This window comes from Seleniivibrio woodruffii (assembly GCF_004339245.1).
GTDB classification, from domain to species: domain Bacteria; phylum Chrysiogenota; class Deferribacteres; order Deferribacterales; family Geovibrionaceae; genus Seleniivibrio; species Seleniivibrio woodruffii.
In genome coordinates, this window is record NZ_SMGG01000004.1 from 471,902 (window position 1) to 492,782 (window position 20,881).

General features: G+C 48.7%; 21 protein-coding genes. 2 read left to right on the forward strand and 19 right to left on the reverse strand.

Going from position 1 to position 20,881, the window contains the following annotated elements; genetic code table 11:
- Positions 1–4: 4 nt before the first annotated feature.
- From dut to C8D98_RS08405, 16 genes are all read right to left on the reverse strand, one after another.
- Entirely contained in the window at positions 5–439 is a 435-nt protein-coding gene (gene dut / locus C8D98_RS08330; RefSeq protein WP_132873673.1) for a dUTP diphosphatase, read from the reverse strand.
- Positions 421–1,638, reverse strand: coding sequence for a M16 family metallopeptidase (locus tag C8D98_RS08335; RefSeq protein WP_132873674.1), 1,218 nt, complete (start codon positions 1,636–1,638; stop codon positions 421–423). Before C8D98_RS08335 ends, dut begins: the two co-directional genes overlap by 19 nt.
- 193 nt (positions 1,639–1,831) lie before the next feature.
- Positions 1,832–3,964, reverse strand: a complete 2,133-nt coding sequence (gene pnp / locus C8D98_RS08340) for a polyribonucleotide nucleotidyltransferase (RefSeq protein ID WP_132873675.1) — start codon at positions 3,962–3,964, stop codon at positions 1,832–1,834.
- 6 nt (positions 3,965–3,970) lie between these two features.
- On the reverse strand, positions 3,971–4,234 hold the full coding sequence (gene rpsO / locus C8D98_RS08345) for a 30S ribosomal protein S15 (RefSeq protein ID WP_415238502.1): 264 nt from the start codon (positions 4,232–4,234) through the stop codon (positions 3,971–3,973).
- Positions 4,235–4,307: 73 nt separating this feature from the next.
- Entirely contained in the window at positions 4,308–5,201 is an 894-nt protein-coding gene (gene truB, locus C8D98_RS08350) for a tRNA pseudouridine(55) synthase TruB (protein ID WP_132873677.1), read from the reverse strand.
- Positions 5,201–5,536 (reverse strand): 30S ribosome-binding factor RbfA, encoded by a 336-nt coding sequence (gene rbfA / locus C8D98_RS08355; protein ID WP_165871242.1) that lies wholly within the window; start codon positions 5,534–5,536, stop codon positions 5,201–5,203. Before rbfA ends, truB begins: the two co-directional genes overlap by 1 nt.
- A gap of 144 nt (positions 5,537–5,680) precedes the next feature.
- Entirely contained in the window at positions 5,681–8,788 is a 3,108-nt protein-coding gene (gene infB / locus C8D98_RS08360) for a translation initiation factor IF-2 (protein WP_430717333.1), read from the reverse strand.
- A gap of 248 nt (positions 8,789–9,036) precedes the next feature.
- The gene (locus C8D98_RS14055; protein WP_132873680.1) at positions 9,037–9,258 is read right to left on the reverse strand and encodes a YlxR family protein; all 222 of its coding nucleotides are present in this window, start codon (positions 9,256–9,258) and stop codon (positions 9,037–9,039) included.
- A 13-nt stretch (positions 9,259–9,271) separates the two neighbouring features.
- Positions 9,272–10,576: a transcription termination factor NusA gene (gene nusA / locus C8D98_RS08370; RefSeq protein WP_132873681.1), complete on the reverse strand. Its 1,305-nt coding sequence runs from the start codon at positions 10,574–10,576 to the stop codon at positions 9,272–9,274.
- Positions 10,577–10,584: 8 nt separating this feature from the next.
- Positions 10,585–11,070: a ribosome maturation factor RimP gene (locus C8D98_RS08375; RefSeq protein WP_132873682.1), complete on the reverse strand. Its 486-nt coding sequence runs from the start codon at positions 11,068–11,070 to the stop codon at positions 10,585–10,587.
- Positions 11,071–11,191: 121 nt separating this feature from the next.
- On the reverse strand, positions 11,192–12,097 hold the full coding sequence (locus C8D98_RS08380) for a PHP domain-containing protein (protein ID WP_132873683.1): 906 nt from the start codon (positions 12,095–12,097) through the stop codon (positions 11,192–11,194).
- A gap of 23 nt (positions 12,098–12,120) precedes the next feature.
- Positions 12,121–12,690: an indolepyruvate oxidoreductase subunit beta gene (locus C8D98_RS08385; protein WP_132873684.1), complete on the reverse strand. Its 570-nt coding sequence runs from the start codon at positions 12,688–12,690 to the stop codon at positions 12,121–12,123.
- Complete coding sequence (gene iorA, locus C8D98_RS08390) at positions 12,690–14,429, reverse strand: indolepyruvate ferredoxin oxidoreductase subunit alpha (protein WP_132873685.1); 1,740 nt, start codon at positions 14,427–14,429, stop codon at positions 12,690–12,692. Before iorA ends, C8D98_RS08385 begins: the two co-directional genes overlap by 1 nt.
- A complete protein-coding gene (locus C8D98_RS08395; protein ID WP_132873686.1) occupies positions 14,429–15,004 on the reverse strand; it encodes a YfgM family protein in 576 nt (191 codons plus the stop codon). Before C8D98_RS08395 ends, iorA begins: the two co-directional genes overlap by 1 nt.
- Positions 15,001–15,669 (reverse strand): histidinol phosphate phosphatase domain-containing protein, encoded by a 669-nt coding sequence (locus C8D98_RS08400; protein WP_132873687.1) that lies wholly within the window; start codon positions 15,667–15,669, stop codon positions 15,001–15,003. The genes C8D98_RS08395 and C8D98_RS08400 overlap by 4 nt, the downstream gene beginning before the upstream one ends.
- A gap of 1 nt (position 15,670) precedes the next feature.
- On the reverse strand, positions 15,671–16,354 hold the full coding sequence (locus tag C8D98_RS08405; protein ID WP_132873688.1) for an LOG family protein: 684 nt from the start codon (positions 16,352–16,354) through the stop codon (positions 15,671–15,673).
- Between the two features lie 177 nt (positions 16,355–16,531).
- Here C8D98_RS08405 and C8D98_RS08410 point away from each other — a divergent pair, with 177 nt between their 5' ends.
- Both C8D98_RS08410 and C8D98_RS08415 read left to right on the forward strand, forming a co-directional pair.
- Positions 16,532–16,969 carry a MarR family winged helix-turn-helix transcriptional regulator gene (locus tag C8D98_RS08410; protein ID WP_132873689.1) on the forward strand — a complete coding sequence of 146 codons (438 nt, stop codon included), beginning with the start codon at positions 16,532–16,534 and terminating at the stop codon, positions 16,967–16,969.
- A 107-nt stretch (positions 16,970–17,076) separates the two neighbouring features.
- The gene (locus C8D98_RS08415; RefSeq protein WP_132873690.1) at positions 17,077–18,330 is read left to right on the forward strand and encodes a TolC family protein; all 1,254 of its coding nucleotides are present in this window, start codon (positions 17,077–17,079) and stop codon (positions 18,328–18,330) included.
- Here C8D98_RS08415 and C8D98_RS08420 read toward each other — a convergent pair.
- The 3 genes from C8D98_RS08420 to C8D98_RS08430 are packed head-to-tail and all read right to left on the reverse strand — an operon-like array spanning position 18,327 to position 20,867.
- Positions 18,327–19,403: a type IV pilus twitching motility protein PilT gene (locus tag C8D98_RS08420; RefSeq protein WP_132873691.1), complete on the reverse strand. Its 1,077-nt coding sequence runs from the start codon at positions 19,401–19,403 to the stop codon at positions 18,327–18,329. The two genes, C8D98_RS08415 and C8D98_RS08420, sit on opposite strands and share 4 nt — an antisense overlap.
- Before the next feature lie 11 nt (positions 19,404–19,414).
- On the reverse strand, positions 19,415–20,227 hold the full coding sequence (gene aroE / locus C8D98_RS08425) for a shikimate dehydrogenase (protein ID WP_132873692.1): 813 nt from the start codon (positions 20,225–20,227) through the stop codon (positions 19,415–19,417).
- Positions 20,217–20,867 (reverse strand): DUF502 domain-containing protein, encoded by a 651-nt coding sequence (locus C8D98_RS08430; protein WP_132873693.1) that lies wholly within the window; start codon positions 20,865–20,867, stop codon positions 20,217–20,219. The genes aroE and C8D98_RS08430 overlap by 11 nt, the downstream gene beginning before the upstream one ends.
- Positions 20,868–20,881: the final 14 nt, after the last annotated feature.

The window sequence follows — 20,881 nt, forward strand, 5'->3', positions numbered from 1 at the left end:
TATGTTAAACGCCCGTATGTCCGAAACCGCCTGCGCCACGCTCAGTTTCACCCAGCACATCAACAGCTTCGAAAACAGCTTTTGCAACTGGGGCAACAACCATCTGGGCTATCCTGTCCCCTTTGCTGTAGACAAATGTTTCATTGGAAAGGTTTATAAGGATCACACCTATCTCGCCCCTGTAATCGGCATCTATTGTGCCAGGGGAGTTGGGGATGCTTATTCCGTTTTTAAGGGCAAGGCCGCTTCTGGGGCGTATCTGGGCTTCGAATCCTTCGGGAAGCTCGATGTACAGTCCGGTTTTAACCAGTGCACGCTCAAAAGGCTTTATCTCGCCGCCATGAGCCGCCATAATATCCATTCCTGCGGCGTGTTCGGTCTTATATTCCGGCATAAGCTCCGGAAAATCAGCTTTTATCTTTACTTTACAAGTCTGCATATTGAATACTCCCCTCCGAATATCTTCTGAGCAGTTTCCTGAATGCTTTTTCTGTCCAGAGATTCTATTCTGGACATTATCTCATCGCTCTCAAGGAGCCTGCCGTAGTGGTAAATATGTCTGAAATTCATCTGAACCCTGCTTTCCAGAGTCTCAAAATTTGATATGTACGAAAAGATAAGCTGATTCTTAACTGTTGTCAGCTCATCGTCGGAGATTCCCTTTTCCACCAGTTTTCTGATCTCGGAAAGAACCAGTTCAAGCACCTTGTCGCCGCTCTTTTCTGCGCATGAATAAAGAATGTTCGCATAGCCCGCACATTTGTAAAGAACGGATTCCGCCTCTATGTTGTAACAGAGTCCACGCTTCTCACGGATCTCCTGAAACAGGCGAGAGCTCATCAGCCCCCCAAGCAGCATTATTCCGCCTGAAAGCGGGTATCTCTCTTCGCTGCCGTATTCAAAAGCGGGGTACATCAGCTGGACGTAACTCTGTCCGGATTTGAAGCTGAAGTCTCGATTTACCACAGAATAAGCGGGGATGCAGTGATTGAACTTTCCTGCGTAATTGTCTTTTGCGGAAGGAAAATATTTTGAAACACAGTTCAGGACATCCTCTCTGTCAACATCGCCGCAGACAGCTATCACGCAGTTGTCGGATATATAGTTTTCGGTGTAGAACCGCTTAAGTTCGTCAAACTCCAATGCGCTGACAGACTCCACCGTGCCGGAAACAGGCAGCTCAAGGGAACAGCCTTTGAAAAGCTCTTCTTCGGCCACCTCCCCCAGATATTCCTCGGGGTTGTCCATGATAGAGTTTATCTCGTCGATGATTATCTGCTTCTCCTGTTCGAAATCCTCTTTCTCGAAAACCGGATAGAAACAGATATTTGCCATCAGTTTTATGAAAAGTTCCAGATTGCCTGAAAAACCTTTTATGTAATAAGCTGTTGTCTCTTTCGAGGTATAGGCGTTCATATATCCGCCGTACATCTCGGAAAGCCTGCTTATCTCCTCGGATGAGTAGTCCCTCGTGCCTCTGAAGGCCATATGCTCTATGAAGTGGGAAACGCCGTTATTGGCTTTTGTTTCGTTTGAGGAACCTGTGTCGAAGAACACGGATATGGTGAAAAGCCCGGGAAGACTTGTCACCCGTTCGAAAATGACGGGGATATTGCCGACATTGAAAATTTCTCTCATTAAGTATCCTTTTGGGTTGAATGAAGGGGAATTTTACACTGCAAATGGGAAGGGGTCAAGTAATGTGTTTCCCCCTCCTTTGGCAAAGGAGGGCTGGGGTGGATTTGCCTGCAAATAAAAGAAAATCCCTCCAAACCTCCCTTTATTAAAGGGAGGCTTAGAAGAAAAAAGGCGGCCGAAGCCGCCTTTAGATCTATTTCTCTTCTGCGGGTTTATCAGCAGAAAGAAGTACTTTTCTGGACAGCTTGTAGCGTCCGTTGGGGTCTTTGCCCACAACTTTAACCTGAACAACATCGCCCACGCTGAGGAAATCCTCAATCTTGTTGATGCGCTCATTGCTGTACTGGGAAACGTGAAGCAGAGCTTCGATTCCGGGGATAAGTTCCACGAAAGCGCCGTATTCCATGATCTTTTTGACTGTAGCATCGTAAACAGCACCGTCTTCAACTTCGGCAACGATTTCGTTGACGCGTCTCTGAGCGATGTTGATCGCATCTTTGCTGACAGCGAAGATGTTGATTTTGCCTGTGTCGTCAATATCGATGGATGCTCCGGATTCCTCGATGATAGATTTGATCATCTTTCCTCCCGGTCCGATAACCATACCGATCTTCTCGGGGTTGATCTTCATGGTGAGGTATCTGGGAGCTGTGGGTGCAAGGTCTTCCTTAGGCTCGGGCAGAACGTCGACCATTTTGCCGAGGATGTGGAGTCTTGCAGCTTTCGCCTGATCAAGAGCTGTTTCAAGAAGCTCTTTTGAGAGACCTTCGATCTTGATGTCCATCTGAAGTGCTGTGATACCGTCTTTAGTACCGGCAACTTTGAAGTCCATATCGCCGAGGTGGTCTTCTGTTCCCATGATGTCGCTGAGGATTGCGTATCTGTCTTTTCCTTCATAGATAAGACCCATAGCAACGCCCGCAACGGGAGCTTTGATCGGAACGCCCGCATCCATAAGGCTGAGGCATCCGCCGCAAACTGTGGCCATTGAGGAGGAACCGTTTGATTCCAGAACTTCGGAAACTATACGCATGGTATAGGGGAAGTTGTCCTCATGGGGAAGGATGTAGGAGAGTGCACGCTCAGCAAGGGCTCCGTGGCCTATCTCACGACGGCCGGGGCCTCTCATGAAGCCAACCTCGCCCACGCAGAAGGGGGGGAAGTTGTAGTGCAGCATGAAGCGTTTTCTGCCTTCACCTTCGATGTTGTCCAGAATCTGGGTGTCCATTTTTGTTCCAAGCGTTGCAACGACCAGAGCCTGAGTTTCGCCTCTGGTGAACAGAGCCGAACCGTGAGCCATGGGCAGAAGCTGGTGCTCGATGTCGATGGGACGAACTTCAGCGTATGAACGTCCGTCGATTCTGGTTTTAGAGTCGATTGTGAAGTCTCTGAAGGCTTTTTTCTCTACTTCGTGGTAAACGTTTTTGTAGTGGCCTTCTTTCTCTTTATAAACCTCTTCGCCGACCTTCTCTTTCATAAGAACGAGAAACTCTTCGCCGAGTTTATCGATTGCGGCGTATTTCTCAAGTTTCTGAGGAATAACCAGAGCCGCTTTGATCTTTTCGCCGATAAGAGCCATAGCCTCATCAATTTCCTCAGCGGGAACGGCAAATGTCTCGTAAGCAAACTTTTCTTTGCCGAGAGCTTTGACCATTTCGAGCTGATGAGCAACAAGCATACGGATGTGTTTGTGACCGAACTGAAGGGCTTCAACAACCTCTTCCTCGGAAACGTTGTTCATTCCGGCCTCAACCATAACGATGGCATCGTCAGTACCTGCGAGGATAATGTTGATGTCCAGTTCGTCAGTGCGGTTTGCGGGGGGATCGATGAGAAGCTGACCGTCCAGTCTGCCCACTCTGACACCTGCGATGGGTCCGTTGAAGGGAACATCGGATATCATAAGAGCTGCACTGGCAGCGTTCATTGCGAGCATATCGGGCGAGTTTACGCCGTCGTATGACACAACTGTAGCTATCACCTGAGTTTCATTTCTGAAACCATCGGGGAACATGGGGCGCAGGGGTCTGTCGATCAGACGTGAGATCAGGGTTTCTTTGTCGGAGGGTTTAGCCTCTCTCTTGAAGAAACCGCCGGGGATCTTGCCAGCTGCGTAGAACTTTTCGAAGTAGTTGACGGTAAGGGGGAAAAATCCCTGATTAGCCGCTGCTTTCTTCTGGCCTACAGCTGTGACGAGGACGATTGTGCCGCCCTGTTTAACCCAGATGCTGCCGTTGGCCTGTTTTGCTTTCCAACCGGTTTCAAAAATTATTTCGTCAGCGTCTTCACGCAGGCGAATAGGGAAAATCTGTACATTTTTATCCATTTAAAATTACTTCCTGATTCCGAGAGCTTCGATGATGCCTTTGTATCTCATGTAATCTTTCTTTTTTACATAATCGAGAAGCTTTCTACGGCGACCAACGAGAAGAAGAAGGCCTCTTCTTGAGTGGTGGTCTTTGGGGTTGCTTTTAAAGTGTTCTGTCAGATAAGTGATTCTTTCTGTCAGAAGAGCAATCTGCACTTCGGGAGAACCTGTATCGCTTTCGTGGGTTTTGTTACCTGCGATAACTTCCGTTTTACGTTCTTTAGTCATTACCATTTGTCAAATACCTCCGTGGTAAATTTAAGTCAGTTTATTTGTTCACCTGATTCAGCCGTTTTCCGGACTAAACCAGTAATTTCACTATTACATAGGGCTGGTCTGCAAGGCTTCCCTTTTCGGCAAAAGCCAGCAGTTCTCCGTTCTGTGCCGCCAGAAAAGCATATCTGCTCTCAGAATCGGGCACTGTCTGGTAGTTGTGTCTTTTGACCGACACACCGTTTTTAACCAGCTTGACAGCCTCTTCACGAATGATCGCCTTCGGCCACTCAAGAGCCTTGTCAACGGGGATGACAGCTTCGTTAAGCCTGCCCTCCTCCTTCATCTTCTCAAGGTCGCCCAGTTTATAGGCAGCCGCCTGAGTGAATCTTCCGTTTATGGTGCGGATAAGTCCGCTCATAACTCCGTAGGTTCCCAGCTTAAGCCCTGCCTCGTGGATAACGCTTCTGACGTATGTGCCCTTCTCGCACTTCATGCGGAAAAGCCCGTCGGGATAGCTGTAGTCCATCAGTTCGATATCCTTTATGGACATTATTCTGCTTCCGGCATCCTCTATCTCGCCCTTTCTGGCAAGGTCATAGGCACGGACACCGTTTATCTTGACTGCGGAGTAAGCCGGAACAGTAAGCTCCACTTCGCCTATGAAGCCCTTGAGAACTGCTTCAACCTCCTCTTTGGAAGGCTGTATGTCACGGTTTTCGGCGGTTATCTCGCCGTCGGTGTCATAGCTGTCTCTGGCCTCGCCCAGACGAAACTGAGCAACGTATTCCTTGTCCATGGCCATCATGTAATCTGCAAGTTTGGTGGCGTAACCCAGACAGACGGGAAGAACTCCTTCCGCCAGCGGGTCAAGGGTGCCTGTGTGGCCGCATTTCTTCGTGTTGAAGATTCTGCGAACTGCCCTCACAACGGCAAATGATGAAATACCTTTTTCTTTGTAGATATTTACAACGCCATCCATTACTGCTCAGGATTGATGGTCTTTAAAACTTCGTCAATCTTGTGGCCGTAATCGGATGAGTCATCGTAGATGAAGCGGAGGTCGGGTACTTTTTTGATGGTGAGACCCTTAACGATGCAGTGTTTGATGAACCCTGCGGATCGGTTGAGCCCTTTCTCAATACCTTCTTTAGCACTTTTGTTGTAAGTGCTGAAAAATACTCTGGCGCTGGACAGGTCTTTGGAAATTTCCACACCGGTGATAACAACGTCTTTAACCTTAGGGTCTTTGACTCCGTTCTGAATCACGTTTGCTATCTCTGAGCGTAAAAGCTCCGCTACTCTTCTGTCTCTCACCAAAATATCTCCTGCTCTGTTTCCGATTGCACAGCAACCGCCCCATCATGAGCGGAAACCGTTTCAACGGCCGGCAAATTGCGTTCCGCACCCCGATAGGTGCGGAACAAGTATATTCGTACAATATTCTTAAAAGGTCAAGAATTAATTGTTGCTGCTCTCTTCTTTTTCTTTAGCGTCGGCATCTCTGCGGACGTCTTCCAGAGTTCTCTTCTCTTCTACCATGATGTAGAATTCGAAAACGTCTCCCTCTTTGATATCGTTGTATTTCTCAACACCGATACCGCACTCGTAGCCCTGTGCAACCTCTTTCGCATCGTCTTTGAAACGTTTAAGAGAGTGGAGCTTTCCGTCGTAGATAACGATGGAATCCCTGATGACCCTGACGCTGGCGTTTCTGGCCACCTTGCCCTCTGTAACGTAAGAACCTGCGATCTTGCCGATCTTCGGAACTGAGAACACCTGACGGACTTCCGCACGGCCGAGGATCTCCTCTTTGCGGCTGGGGTCAAGCATACCTTCCATCGCCTGCTTAACGTCGTCTATAGCTTTATAGATGACAGAATACAGGTTCAGTTCCACGCCTTCCTGTTCGGCCTTGGCTTTCGCCTGCTGTCCGGGGCGGACGTTGAAGCCGATTATGATTGCGCTGGACGCTGTGGCAAGGATGATGTCGTTCTCCGAGATACCGCCCACGCCGCTTGAGATGATGTTGATCTTGATCTCGGGGTTGGACAGTTTTATCAGAGAGGATTTCAGAGCTTCAAGTGAACCCTGAACGTCGGCTTTAAGAACTATGTTAAGCTCTTTCAGCTTGCCCTCTTTAATTCTATTGAAGATATCCGCAAGGCTGACAGCCGATTTCTCAGCCAGAGTGTTCTTGCGTTTCTCATCAGTACGGAACTCGGCGATGGCTTTCGCTGATTTTTCATCGGCTGTAACGATGAATCTGTCGCCCGATTCCGGAACGCCGGAGAAGCCCATAATCTCAACAGGAACAGAGAGTCCCGCTTCCTTGATGGCCGCTCCTTTATAGTTGAACATAGCCCTTACCTTGCCATATTCAGTGCCGACAACGAAGTTATCGCCTTTATTCAGCGTACCTCTGTTGATAAGAACTGTGGCAACGGGGCCTTTCTGTTTGTCAAGTTTCGATTCGATTACGATACCTTCTGCGGGAGCTTTGGGGTTGCCTTTAAGCTCAAGCAGTTCCGCCTCAAGGAGGACTCTTTCAAGCAGTGCGTCAACGTTGAGGTTCTGCTTGGCCGAAATCTCCTGAAACTGCGTATCGCCGCCCCAGTCCTCGGAGATTACTCCGTGGTCTGCGAGCTGAGTACGAACCATATCAGGGTTGGCGTTCTCTTTGTCTATCTTGTTGATAGCAACGATAAGTTTAACGCCCGCCGCTTTTGCGTGGTCGATAGCTTCTTTTGTCTGGGGCATAACACCGTCGTCTGCCGCAACAACAAGGATAACAACGTCGGTAACGCTGGCTCCTCTGGCACGAAGAGTTGTGAACGCCTCGTGACCGGGTGTGTCGAGGAATGTGATGGTTCCGTGCTCCAGCTTAACCTCATACGCACCGATGTGCTGTGTGATACCGCCGGCCTCGCCTTCAGCCACCGCAGTGCTTCTGATTCTGTCCAGAAGCGATGTTTTACCGTGGTCAACGTGACCCATAACGGTAACGATGGGGGGTCTGGGAACGAGATCTTCGTCCTTATCCTCATGTTTGGGGATAAGGTCTTCCTCGGTGAGGAACTTCACTTTAACATCTATGCCGTATTCAGCCGCAAGCAGAGTTGCCGTATCGGCGTCCACTGCCTGATTAACGCTCGCCATTACACCAAGACCGATGAGTTTTCTGATAACCTCTGTAGCCTTGACGCCTATGAGTTTTGCGAATTCGGAAACAACAATGTTCTCGCCTATCTGAACACTGGAAGGACGGATAATTACAGGTTCCTGCTTCTCCTCTCTCCTGCCTTTGTGCTTTTTCATAGGTCTGCGGTTGTTTCTGTTATCGGGTCTTTTCTCTTTGGGTGCCTCTTCAGTTTCTTCTACCTTCTCAACGACAGGCGTGCCGTCGGAAGAGAGTATCTGCTTTTCAAGTTCGAAAAGCTCAATACCTTCATCCACACCCTTATGTATATTCTTGTCCTTTTTGCCCACAACTGCTTTGGCTTTAACCTTCTTGGTCTCAACCACTTCAGTTTTGGGTTTTTCACGGATAACCTTTTTCTTTTCTGCCAGTTCGGCTATGGATTTCTCCTCGCCGGGTCCACGGCCTGCGCCGCCGCCCTGAGGACGGTAAGGCGGTCTGTCGCCCTGGGGTCTGTTGCCGTCACGGTTATAGGGAGGTCTGTCACCGCCCTGATAAGGGGGTCTGTTGCCGTCACGGTTATACTGGGGTCTGTCGCCGCCCTGATAGGGAGGTCTCTGACTGCCGTCACGGTTATAAGCGGGTCTGTCGCCGCCCTGATAGGGAGGTCTGCTGCCGTCGCGGTTATACTGAGGTCTGTCGCCCTGAGGACGGTAAGGCGGTCTGTCGCCTTGGGGTCTGTCACCGCCCTGATAGGGAGGTCTCTGGCTTCCGTCACGGTTATATTGAGGTCTGTCGCCCTGAGGACGGTAAGGCGGTCTGTCGCCCTGGGGTCTGTCTCCGCCCTGATAGGGAGGTCTGTCGCCCTGAGGTCTCTGGCTGCCGTCACGGTTATACTGAGGTCTGTCGCCCTGGGGACGGTTGTCTCTGTTGTACTGGGGTCTGTCACCGCCCTGATAGGGAGGCCTGTCACCCTGAGGTCTCGGGCTGCTGTCACGGTTGTACTGAGGTCTGTCGCCCTGAGGACGGTTGTCTCTGTTGTACTGAGGTCTGTCACCCTGCTGACCGTCACGGTTATACTGGGGTCTGTCGCCCTGAGGACGCTCATTAGAACGCTCGTACTGAGGTCTTTCCTGCTGGGGGCGTTCCTCTCTGGGAGGTCTCTGGGGCTGTTCCTGTCTTGCAGCGGGTTCAGCAGGAGCCGCAGGCGCCTGAACCTGAGGTTCGGGCTTAACGGTTCTGACCTCTTCCTGAACAGGTGCTGCGGGAGCGGCTGTCACTCTCTCTTCAGCAACATGCTCAACAGTCTCTTCTTTATGGTTTTCTCTTATTTCATCAACACTGCGAATGTTATTCGCAAGTTTATTCTTACGTTCCATGAGCTCTTGTTTGGAAATCTTTCTGACTGCATCGTTTTCACCCTGCCCCATCTTCACTTCACGGGACTTGGGGTGTCGTTTATGACGCTCCATAGCCTTTTTCAGCATCTCCTGTCTCCTGTCGAGATGGAGGTGCTTCGGGTCGAGTCCGAGAGACTTAACAGCATCGTCGGACACACTTCCGTCGTCTGCTATTTTGTGTCCCGAGCCCTGAAGGCTGTTCTGAATCTCGTCTTCGTTTTTTCCAAGTTTTTTAGCCACATCAGTCAGTTTGATTCCAGACATATAATTTCACCTGTTTAGCGGGTACGTCTTAGTTGGTTGCTTAGCAGAGATCTTGTCAGCTTCTTCCTGTTCAGCCCGATTTCTCTGCATTTCTCATTATCGCAGACATAGGCTCCGCGCCCCTGCCTGTTCCCTTTTGCATCCTCTTGCGGTTCATCGGAATAAACAAAGCGGATAAGCTCCGTTTTCTCCCTCTTAACCCCGCAGGACACGCAGGTTCTTATAACCCTTTTCATCGTAAGCTGTTTTCTAGTTCTCCTCTGAGTCCATATCTTCAAACTTGCTTGCAAGGAAGTCGATTGCGGCGTTGATAATGTTAACGGCTTCGTCCTCACCCTTGCTTACAGCATCAGCAACCTCATGGGGGCTGGCGTTTGAAAGTTTTTCTATGTCGTCAAGTCCTGCCTCGATGAGTTTTCCAACTTCATCGGCAGAGAGTACGGACAGGTTCTCAAGGTTGTATATTTCATAAAACTCTTTAAGCTCCTGCTCCTGATCCTGCATACGCTCTTTTCTTATCTCTGCATACTCTGATTCCTTCAGAACGTCCAGTCTCCACTCGGAGAGTTTGGCCGCAAGCCTTACGTTCTGGCCTTTCTTACCGATTGCCAGAGAAAGCTGATCGTCGGGAACAACGATTTCGATTGTGTCTTCGTCCTCAAACACGTTGGTCAGCACAACTTCCGCAGGAGATATTGCGTTGCACACAAACTTGATGGGGTCCGGAGACCATTCGATAACATCTATCTTTTCGCCTCTCAGCTCGTTGCTGATGGCGTTGATACGCACACCTTTAAGACCGATACATGCGCCCACAGGGTCGATGCTGCTGTTCATTGTGTAAACCGCAACTTTCGCTCTATCTCCGGGTTCTCTGGAAACGGCCTTAACATCTATGATTCCTTCGTAAACTTCGGGAATCTCAACCTCGAACAGTTTCTTAAGGAACTGGGGATGAGTTCTGGAAAGGATAAGCTGAGGCCAGCCCTTCACAATTTTGATATCCAGAAGAAGCGCACGGACATAGTCGCCTCTGTTATAGAAATCACCATTGATCATCTCTCTTTTCGGGAGAACGGCTTCGGTCTTGCCTATGTTTATGATGAGGTTGTCTCTGTCGGTCTTAAGAACGACACCGTTAACAACATCACCCACTCTGTCCTGAAACTGGTCGAGAACAACCTGTTTTTCAGCCTCACGGATCTTTTCAAAAAGTTTCTGCTTGGCAACCAGTGCGGCCTGACGTCCCAGTTCCTCAAGGGTTGTGGGAACCATGATAACATCGCCGAGCTGAGCGTTCTCTTTATATTGCTGAGCATCGTCTATATATATTTCCGTCCACTTCTCGTCCACGCCTTCGCAGACCTCTTTGGGAAGCAGAATCTCTATGATGCCTCTGTCTATGTCAACTACAACGTCGGGTTCAAGGAGCTTGCCGATCTTTCTTGCAACGGCAGCCAGAATAGCTTCTCTAAGCGCATCGCAAAGGATATCTCTGGATATGCCCTTCTCTCTGCCCAGTTCATCGACAACTTTAGTAAGTTCCTTGCTCATTATTCCTCCTAAAACTCAATCTCCAGATTGGCCTTGGAAATGTTTTCTATACTCAGTTTAAAAATTTTATTCTCTTTCTCAACGAACAGATCAACAACACCGTTTTCGGCATTTTTAATAACGCCTGTGTAGTTTGATCTGCCGGATTCATCCTTTGTTTTTGTAACCACTTTACATTTGCGTCCGGCAAACCTTTTGAACTCGGTCTCTGTCCGCAGAGGGCGCATAAGCCCCGGTGTGGAGACTTCCAGCATATAGTTGGCATAAGGAATGAGGGACTCATCCGAATCCAGATAAGCCGATACCAGCCTGCTGATTTCAGAGCAGTCTTCAATCCCCGTCCCGCTGTCATTGTCGATGGTTATTCTGAGGACTTTGCCTTCGGGTTCGCTCCGAAGCGTAATATCAAAGAGCTCATAGCTCTTGCTTTTGACGATAGATTCGATCTGAGGTCTTATCTTATCAAGAATGGTTTTGCTTACAGGGTTCTTCATCTGACTCCGAATATTGGTATCCGATACCTTACAAAAAAATCGGCGGGCAATGCCCACCTGATTTAGTTTCTAGCACATGGATGTTTAAATAGCAAGCATTTTCTCCCTGCGATGCAGGTTGTCAGATGAAATAGAAGCCGTATTTCAGATCAACCACCCTTTCAATGAACGGATCTATAACGGAACTGTCGGTGCAGCCGTGTCCGCCGATGTGGATTCCGGGCTTGATGCGGTCGCCGTGAAAGTCGCTTCCGGCCGTTACGAGGAGGTTGTGCTTTCTGGCTATATCGAGGTATTTCTGAACCTGTTCGGAGCTGTGATAGGTGCTGTATGCCTCTATGCATGAAATGCCGTCGGTGATCAGTTCCTCTATCTCCCTGTCCTTATAAAGTCCCGGATGGGCAATACAGAGAACCGCTTTGTCCTTCAGCTTTTCTATTGTTTCGTAATAATCCAGCATGCGGACGTCAACCCAGGCCTTTCCGCCCTTCACAAAATAGTCGAAATAGAAGTTTGTGAACGGTGAAAGAGATTTTTCGCCTTCAAGATAGTCGTAAAGCTTTTCTGCGTTCTCCTTATGCTTCGAGAGCTCCGTAAGGAAAGTGACCCCTGAGGGTGTCTTCCCGCCGGATGATTTATGCAGCTCTTCGTAGTCCAGAATAAAACCCATATCCTGAAGTTTTTCCACACGCATTTGCGTCTGAAGATCCCGATTGCGCTTGAAAGTTTCCAGAATACCCAGCAGAGTGTGGCAGCTTTCGTTAAATCCGTATGCGCAGACGTGTATCTCCCTGTCGCCATGGAAGGTAGACAGCTCAACACCGTTAATGAATAAGGTCTTAGAGCCGTATCTGCCCTTGTTCCATTTCATTTCGTTGCAAGCGGCCAATGTGTTGTGATCGGTTATGGAAAATGTGCTGATGCCCCTTGTCCGGACGATGGTCAGTATCTGGGCGGGAGAGAGGACACCGTCGGAACTGTGGCTTGAATGCATATGCAGATCAAAACTGCCTACCGAATATTCCAAGCCACACCTCCGTACGGTAAATTTTATAGATTGTATCCAGTATTAAACGCTTTAAGGTTCAGGTCTATTGTCTTCGGCGGTACACGGTCTTTAACAGCCTGTTCCCATGCCTCTTTGCCGAAGGGAACAGCCTTTGCCAGAATACCGAGAACCACCATACCGGCTATCTTCTGGTTGCCCAGCTCAATAGCCTTTGAAATAGCGTCGATTTCATACACTTTGCTGAATTTCGATTTCACCGAATCAACCTTATCCTGAGGATATTCAGCCGCACCGTCCGCAACAGAGGGCGGGAATATCATCTGAGTATTCAGAATAAGCGTAGTGTTATCCGAAATATACTCAGAATATCTCAAAAATTCCATTCTTTCAAATGAAACTACTATATCAGCACTTTTGAGCGGAATGGTGGGCGAGGAGACAGTTTCGCCTATGCGGATATGCGTAACAACGCTTCCGCCCCTCTGAGCCATACCGTGGATTTCGCTTTTTTTAACGTCGTAACCTGCCGCCAGAGCCACATCACACACAATGTTGCTGGAAAGAACCGTGCCCTGTCCGCCGACACCGACCATAAGTATATCCAGTTTCATCATTTGCTCCTTTGCTCGATTGCGCCGAATTTGCAGACCTTGATGCACAGATGGCATCCGGTGCAGAGGTTCTCATCGATAACGGCGATGCGTTTCTCAGCATTCCAGAGAATTGCGGGACAGCCGAGTTTTGTGCATATGCGGCATCCGCTGCACTTATCCTCATGGATGAAGTAAGGCTGTTCGATGACTGTTCTGTCGGCGAATATGCATGGTTTATTGGTGATGATCACGCTGGGTTCGGGTTTGCTGGTCTCTTCTTTCAGAACTTCCATAGCATTTGCGATATCAAAGGGGTCTATCACACGGATATTCTCCTCTTTAACGCCCACAGCCTTGCAGATGGCCGCAAAGTCTATTTTATAGGGCAGAGCGTTGCCGTGGATGTCTTTTCCTGAGCCTGCGTTTGCCTGATGGCCTGTCATGCCTGTGATGGTGTTGTCAAGGATGATGACCGTGGAGTGACCCTGATTATATACAGTGTTTATCAGCGAGTTGATACCTGTGTGCAGGAAGGTCGAGTCGCCGATAACGGCTACGGACTTGCGTGACATATCGTCAGCGGCCTTGTCCAGACCATGCGCCATACCGATGCTTGCGCCCATGCATACTGTGGTGTTGATTGCCTGAAGGGGCGGCAGAAGACCCAGTGTGTAGCAGCCGATATCGCCTGTTACAAACAGCTTAAGCCTGTTGATGGCATAGAATATGCCTCTGTGGGAACAGCCGGGGCACATGCTGGGCGGGCGGAAAGGGAGCGTGGTGTCCACGTCCGCCTCTGCGCAGGGCAGTCCGAACATTTTGCGCACCGCATCAACAGAAAGCTCTCCGCAGATGTCCCTGTCAAGGTCTTCAACCTTGACACCTGCGGCTCTGATCTCTGTTTCATAAAATTTATCAAGCTCTTCAACCACATACAGCTTATCAACGGATGCGGCGAATTTAGCAATTTTCTTCATGGGGAGCGGCCATGCGAGGTCGAGTTTCAGGATGGATGCGTTGGGCAGTGCTTCCTTTACATAAGTGTAAGCAACACCTGAGCATACTACACCTATACTCTTGTCGTTCATGGTTATTTTGTTATATTTGTCGCCTTCGGCAAGTTCGGTGAGAAGCTCCATTCTGTTCTCAACGAATCTGTGTCTTTTTCTGGCGTTTGCGGGGATCATAACCCATTTGGGGATATTGTTTTCCGGCGCAAATTTGGGAGCTTCAACCCTGTCTTCCAGTTCAACGATGGTCTGAACGTGTGAGATTCTGGTGGTTGAGCGAACCAGTACGGGGGTGCAGAACTCTTCGGAAATTGCGAAACCGTCTTTGGTGAACTGCTTCGCCTCCTGACTGTCGCAGGGTTCGAACATGGGCACTTTGCCGAAACGGGCAAAATGTCTGCTGTCCTGCTCGTTCTGAGAGCTGTACATATTTGGGTCGTCCGCAACTATAATGACAAGTCCGGCGTTTACACCTGTGTATGACAGTGTCATGAGGGGGTCAGCCGCAACGTTAAGGCCGACGTGCTTCATGCAGGACATGGCACGCTTTCCGCCAAGGCTGGCTCCGATAGCCACCTCAAGACTGACCTTTTCGTTTGTCGCCCACTCGGTATATATCTCTCTGTACTGAGCTACGTTCTCTGTTATCTCCGTGCTGGGGGTTCCGGGGTATGAACTGACAACCCCTGCTCCTGCCTCATAGGCCGCACGTGCAAAAGCCTCGTTTCCGCTTAAAACCTTCTTCATCAGCCATTCCACCTTTTCAGCTGCTTAAGAAGCTCGCTTTTGGGATATGCTGTTTCGAAGTCTTTCATCAGTTTCTGTTTCTCTGCACCTGTGGCGTCAAGGCAGGCTCTGTAATACCATACGGATGTAAGTTTACCGCTTGCGATGTATGCTTTAGCGTCAATTTTGCCTTCAGTGTCAGCCTTAAGGCTGTCTGCGAGTTCCTTCATTTCGCCGCCGGCTTTTGAAAGGGGCTCTGCGGCATCTTTAGCATTATTGCTGAGAACGTACATCTGAGCTGAGCGCAGGTTTATGTAGCTTGCGGCATCTTTGAACTCTGCGGCAGACTTGTTATAGTCCGCAACCTTTGCCGTTTCGTAATTGTTCATCATTGCAGTGAGTTCAAGCATTCCGACCTTATTAACCAGCATGCTGTCCTTTGAGTTGTCCAGTTTTGTAAAGGTGTAGCCAATGATAAACAGAACAAAAACTCCAGCCAGACCGATTATCATTTTCTTCAGGTTTTTGGCTAAAAAATGCTCCACCTTATCAATAGGTTCTTCTTCGATGTCGATTACAGGTTTTCTCTTGCTCACTTTCTTCCTCCGTAAAGTCTGTTAAAAAGAACTTTATTATTATTAATTACTTTTTCGGTCTGCTGCTCTGTCAGCCCCGCTCCCATAAGGATACGCTGTGCCTGGGAAAGGCTGACCCTGTCGCCGGGTGCGTGGTAGTCGTTGTTTATCACAAGTTCGCCGCCAAGCTCCAGAACGGTCTTTGCGACGTGCCCGTTGGTTATGCTGTGGCCTTTGCGGGTGGAAATCTCAAAGAACACGCCGTTGGCTATGCCTTTTTTCACTTCCTCTTCCGTAATAAGTCCCGGGTGGGCAAGGATATCCACTCCGGCCTCAACTGCGGCAAGGTTAGTACCCTCCGCCACAGGCTCGACGATGGTCTCTCCGTGAACCACTATTATATCCGCTCCGGCCTTTCTGGCTTTCACTGTCAGCTCGCCTATTCTGTCCGGTTCAACATGGGTTATCTCAATGCCGATTATGACTTTGAAATCGCCGCTTTTAGCGTTGAACTGCTCTTTGAATCTCAGCTGATTTTCAAGTATCAGCAGATAGTTGGACTCATCCGCATGATCCGTGATGGCCATTCCGCCGTAGCCGTCTGTTATTGCCCTGCGTACCGATTCCGCCGGAATAAGCACTCCGTCGCTGAATGTGGTATGTGTGTGCAGGTCATAGAGTTTCATATCACACCGTCCTGTTTGTATCCAGAAACTGTCTTACAATGGTGATGACCTCTTCAGCCGTATCCACCGACTGAATGTAGTTCAGATCCTGTTTGGATATGAACCCGTTGTCTACCATGGATTTTTTTATCCAGTCGAGCATTCCGCTCCAGTATTCCCTGTCAACCAGAATCATGGGGAAAGGCATTATCTTTCCTGTCTGAATGAGGGTGAGAGCCTCGAAAAGTTCATCCATTGTCCCGAATCCGCCGGGAAGAATGATGAATGCGTTGGCATATTTAACCAGCATTACCTTTCTGACAAAAAAATACTCGAAAGTCACTGATTTTCTTACATAGGGATTTATTTTCTGTTCGAACGGAAGCTCAATATTAAGCCCCACCGACTGTCCGCCCGCTTCGAAAGCGCCTCTGTTGGCCGCTTCCATAATTCCTGGGCCGCCGCCCGTTACGACAGTTATGCCTTCGGCCGCAAGTCTTCGGCCTATCTCTCTGGAAAGTTCATATTTAGGGTCGCCCTCTTTTACCCGGGCGGAACCGAAAACCGTCACCGCAGGGTCTATTCCTGCAAGTTTTTCAAACCCCTCGACAAACTCGGCGAGAATTTTAAATATCCGCCAGGTGTCCCCCACCTTCATATCATCAATCAGATACTGCATTCCTTCGTTTCCGTTACAATCTTTCATAATCACCGCCACTTACTGGAAACCATAAAGATACACAATCGCCGATGATTTTTCAATTAAATCTTGCCGAATGTTCTATTCGTTTGTTATGAAAATAGTATTTTTATTATTCAAATTTTATTTTATCGGCTGAACTATTATATTGACAAGAGCACGAAACATCACTAATGTATCCGCATGTTAGGACTAGACGACACACTCACATTTCTGATTAACCGCGCATCCACTCTTGCCAGACAGGAGTTTGAAGGCAGACTTCGCAAGTTCGACCTGACTCCGGCACAGTGGGCAGTGCTCATCCGCCTTTCCGAGCAGGACGGGCTTAACATGACCGAACTGGGTCACCTTCTTTATTTTGACAAGCCCACAACAACCGGCGTTGTCAACCGCCTCGTTAAGAAAAAATATGTGAAAAAGGTTAAAAACCGTAAAGACCGCAGGGTCACACATGTTTTCATCACAGATGCGGGCAAGGAAGCACTCATTCCGGTTGAGCCTATCATTAACTTCTATTCGGAGAACTTTCTGAAAGACATCTCCAAAGAAGAATATGATTCCGCCAAGAACGTGCTGAAAACACTCATCAGAAATATCAAAGCAGTAGATAACATTTAAGGACGGATATCCATCCTTCAAATGTATTGAACACCTGTTTAATCTCTGATAATATAACTGCGCCCCTATGCGGAATCTGATATAATTCCATATCCGGCGGAGGTTATATGAAAAAATCATTCTGTTTTGCACTCCTTCTCTGCTCTTTTTCTGCAAATGCACTGACTCTGGATGCCGCCATAGAGGCCGCCGTTCAGAACAACGCAGAACTGAGAGCCACGCAGTTCACCTCCGTTTCAGCCAAACATTCCGCAGATGCACAGAAAAGCGGCTACTATCCCAGAGCCGATGCAGGATATGCGTATAAAAACAGCTCAGAAAAGGCCTTCGGAAATGTTGAGGAGCAGTTCTCACAGATCGGTCTTGAGCTGACGTATAACCTTTTCAACGGCGGTGCCGACAAATACAGCTATCTGTCAGCATCAAAAAAGTATGAAGCCGAACAGTATGCCGAATCAGCATTGAAAAATGACACAATCCTGTCCGTTAAAAAAGCATACATTGAGATACTGAAAGCGAAAGAGAACATAGCTGTGGCCGAAAGAGCTGTGGCACTGCTTGAAAATCAGCTTAAAGACATAAACCTGTCATTCAGCGTCGGTTTTGTGGCACGAAACGAGGTGCTCAAAGTCGAATCTGAGCTGGCATCCGCACGTCAGGGGCTTCTGACGGCAAACAGCGGCTATAAAACAGCAATATTCAGTCTGGAACAGATAACGGGAATCAATATTCCTGTTAACGAACCCTTCGAAACAACAAACCTGAATAAGAACGCCGGAGATTATTCCGCACTGAAAGATGAAATGTTCAATAACCGCAGTGAAATAAAATATATGCAGAGCCTTGTTGAGGCCGCAGACTATTCCCGGAAAGCTGTCAGAGCGGGATATCTGCCCAAGGTCAACGTAGGTGCAGGCTTCTATTCCTACGGTCAGAATCTATCGCCGGAAGGCAGGGACTACACCTACGACAATGAAACTGTGGTTTCGGCCTCGGTTGGGATTAATCTGTTTGACGGATTTTATAAGAACAGAACACTCTCTGCAAAGCAGGCGGAAAAGACTGCCATAGGCTGGCAGCTCACAGACATGAAGTCCAAAATGGATCTGCAGTTGAAAACCGCACTAGAAAACCTTGCGCTGGCCAAATCAAGCCTTGAGACGGCTGAAAAAGAGGTCGCCTCAGCCGCAGAGAACTATCGCATAACCCAGAACAGGTTCCTTCAGAAAGTTGCCACGAACACCGAGGTTCTCGACGCCCGTGTCATGCTGACCCGTGCCGAGAGTAACAGGAACACTGCAAAATATAATATCTACAAGGCTGTTGCAGAGATCGAACGTATAGCCGAAAAAGGCGATTAATACAGTCCTTCCCGTTTCATCAGCTGCCTGACCTCTTCGGGATAGATAGCTCTGTTTATAGCCTCTTCTTTTGTTATCAGTCCTTTGCGGAAGTTTTCCATAAGCGACTGGCTCATGGTCTGCATTCCGTGTTCACCCTGTCCTGCCTGCATGGATGAATATACCTGATGCAGTTTGTCCTCACGGATCAGGTTTCTGATGGCCGACGTAGGGATAAGTACCTCGCAAACCATCACCCTTCCCTTTCCGTCAGCTCTCTGAACAAGCTGCTGGGAAACTATGCCCTCCAGAACGAACGAAAGCTGCGCACGCACCTGCGACTGGGCGTGTGACGGGAACACGTCTATTATCCTGTTTATGGTCTGGACTGCGCTGTTGGTGTGGAGTGTGCCCATGGCAAGGTGGCCTGTTTCTGCTATTGTAAGCGCCGCCTCAATGGTGTCAAGGTCTCTCATCTCGCCTATGAGGCAGACGTCCGGATCCTGTCTGAGCAGATATTTAAGAGCTGTTTTAAATGATTTCGTGTCGGAGTTCAGCTCTCTCTGGTTAACGGTGGCCATTTTGTGTGGGTGAACGAACTCTATGGGGTCTTCAATGGTGACTATGTGTGCAGGCTGTTCGCTGTTTATCTTGTCTATCATGGCCGCAAGGGTGCTGGATTTACCGCTTCCTGTGGGGCCTGTCACCAGAACAAGGCCTCTTGGCCTCTCGCAGAGCGAAGCAACCACAGGCGGCAGGTTCAGTTGGTCAAAAGTTCTTATTTTATAAGGAATAACACGGAAAGCAGCGGCAACTGCGCCCCTCTGCATAAAGAAGTTGGCCCGGAACCGGCTCATGTTTTTCACTCCGAAAGAGAGGTCAAGCTCCCACTCCTCCTCGAAGCGTTTTTTCTGGGATTCATTTATGATGCTGTAGCACATGGCCTTTGTGTCTGCCGGAGAGAGCGGCTCACCCTCTATTTTAACAAGGTCGCCGTTTACTCTGAAAGCAGGAGGTGAACCCGCTGTGATGTGGAGGTCGCTGGCATCCATCTCAACCATTTTTGCGAGAAGTTCCTGTAAACTGTAGCTCATATGCCTGCTCCTTAGTTGTTAAGCCCCAGTTCTCCTGCAATCTCTGCAACTGTGAACGGGGGACGCACCCCAGTCCAAATCTCAAAAGCTCTGGCAGCCTGATAAACCAGCATCGGGAAACCATCCAGAAGAGCGCACCCGCAATGGCGCATATTGCTGAGAAAAGGGGTAAGCCCTTTCTTATATTGCAGATCCAGTGCGGCCTTTGCACACTCAACTTTCGACATATCGGCAAAAACGCCGTCTTTAAGTCCCATGCTGGTGCCGTTTATGACATAGTCAAAATTTATGTTACTCTTAATGAAATTATAATCCTGAATTGATGCGCTGTCAAAATTCATTGCGCTGAGAACCCGCTCGGCCTTCACTGTGTCACGGTTCACGACAGTGAGCCTGACGTTGGATTTTTTCAGGGAATACAGAACAGCCTTGGATGCACCGCCGCAGCCGAGAAGGAGCACGTTCGCACCCTGCATGTCGCAGCCGCCGTCCTTCAGCATGCCTTCGAAACCGCACACGTCGGTGTTGAACCCTTTCAGGCCGTTGTCGATGAGCACAACATTAACTGCACCCACACCGGAAGCTATTTCATCCTCGGAGCACAGATACTGACGTATCTCCTCCTTATGGGGTACTGTGACGTTGAAGCCTCTGAATGAATAGTGTTTAAGAGTTTCAATGGTTTTGGAAAGAGCATCTCCGCCCTCTGTCTCAAAACAGCAGAAACCGCCGTTCAGTCCGGTATTTTTGAGAAAACGGGTCTGTATGAACGGTGAAAAGCTGTGACTTAAAGGGTTTCCGATTAGAGCTAGATTAAGAAACATCTTTGCTCTCAACAGCCTTATATTCAGGTTCCACAAGACCTGCCGAGATTATGAATTTGATACCGTCGTCAACGGTGATCTCAGCATCAAGTATTTCGCTTTTCGGAATGACCAGAACAAAGCCGGATGTCGGGTTTGGTGTTGTAGGTATGAAAACGTTTATGCAGATCTCTCCGGTGGCCTTGTTCAGGAACTCCGAAGACTCACGGGCAACAAAACCCATGCTGTATATGCCTTTTCTGGGGTATTCAACCAGAACAACCTTCTGAAAACTGCCTCCGCCCGCTGTCTGAACAGCATGAACGACCTGCTGGATAGAAGAATAGATGCTTCTGACAACAGGGATCTTTCCCGCCATATTCTCAACGAACTTAAGCACTGCCCTGCCTAAATAGTGTTTTGCGGCCACACCAATCAGGATAAGGAATATAAGTATGATAGTAAAAGAGATTATCTTCTGAACATAGATATGAAGCTCAATTTCCATGTGTCTGGTTATCATAGCCAGATAGGGCAGGAAAAAGCTGGAAAATTTATCGAAAAGAAACTTTATCACCCAGAAGGTGATAACAAGGGGCAAAGTCGCAAGAATCCCCGTGATCAGCGAACGCTGAACAAACACCCTGAACCTGCTAATCATCAAAAGCCTCCAAA

Bases quoted from the DNA above. Each gene is read 5' to 3' on its own strand.
- dut (WP_132873673.1), bottom strand. From the start codon at position 439: ATGCAGACTTGTAAAGTAAAGATAAAAGCTGATTTTCCGGAGCTTATG.
- C8D98_RS08335 (WP_132873674.1), bottom strand. From the start codon at position 1,638: ATGAGAGAAATTTTCAATGTCGGCAATATCCCCGTCATTTTCGAACGG.
- pnp (WP_132873675.1), bottom strand. From the start codon at position 3,964: ATGGATAAAAATGTACAGATTTTCCCTATTCGCCTGCGTGAAGACGCT.
- rpsO (WP_415238502.1), bottom strand. From the start codon at position 4,234: ATGACTAAAGAACGTAAAACGGAAGTTATCGCAGGTAACAAAACCCAC.
- truB (WP_132873677.1), bottom strand. From the start codon at position 5,201: ATGGATGGCGTTGTAAATATCTACAAAGAAAAAGGTATTTCATCATTT.
- infB (WP_430717333.1), bottom strand. From the start codon at position 8,788: ATGGGGCAGGGTGAAAACGATGCAGTCAGAAAGATTTCCAAACAAGAG.
- C8D98_RS14055 (WP_132873680.1), bottom strand. From the start codon at position 9,258: ATGAAAAGGGTTATAAGAACCTGCGTGTCCTGCGGGGTTAAGAGGGAG.
- nusA (WP_132873681.1), bottom strand. From the start codon at position 10,576: ATGAGCAAGGAACTTACTAAAGTTGTCGATGAACTGGGCAGAGAGAAG.
- C8D98_RS08375 (WP_132873682.1), bottom strand. From the start codon at position 11,070: ATGAAGAACCCTGTAAGCAAAACCATTCTTGATAAGATAAGACCTCAG.
- C8D98_RS08385 (WP_132873684.1), bottom strand. From the start codon at position 12,690: ATGAAACTGGATATACTTATGGTCGGTGTCGGCGGACAGGGCACGGTT.
- iorA (WP_132873685.1), bottom strand. From the start codon at position 14,429: ATGAAGAAGGTTTTAAGCGGAAACGAGGCTTTTGCACGTGCGGCCTAT.
- C8D98_RS08400 (WP_132873687.1), bottom strand. From the start codon at position 15,669: ATGAAACTCTATGACCTGCACACACATACCACATTCAGCGACGGAGTG.
- C8D98_RS08405 (WP_132873688.1), bottom strand. From the start codon at position 16,354: ATGAAAGATTGTAACGGAAACGAAGGAATGCAGTATCTGATTGATGAT.
- C8D98_RS08410 (WP_132873689.1), top strand. From the start codon at position 16,532: ATGTTAGGACTAGACGACACACTCACATTTCTGATTAACCGCGCATCC.
- C8D98_RS08415 (WP_132873690.1), top strand. From the start codon at position 17,077: ATGAAAAAATCATTCTGTTTTGCACTCCTTCTCTGCTCTTTTTCTGCA.
- C8D98_RS08420 (WP_132873691.1), bottom strand. From the start codon at position 19,403: ATGAGCTACAGTTTACAGGAACTTCTCGCAAAAATGGTTGAGATGGAT.
- aroE (WP_132873692.1), bottom strand. From the start codon at position 20,227: ATGTTTCTTAATCTAGCTCTAATCGGAAACCCTTTAAGTCACAGCTTT.
- C8D98_RS08430 (WP_132873693.1), bottom strand. From the start codon at position 20,867: ATGATTAGCAGGTTCAGGGTGTTTGTTCAGCGTTCGCTGATCACGGGG.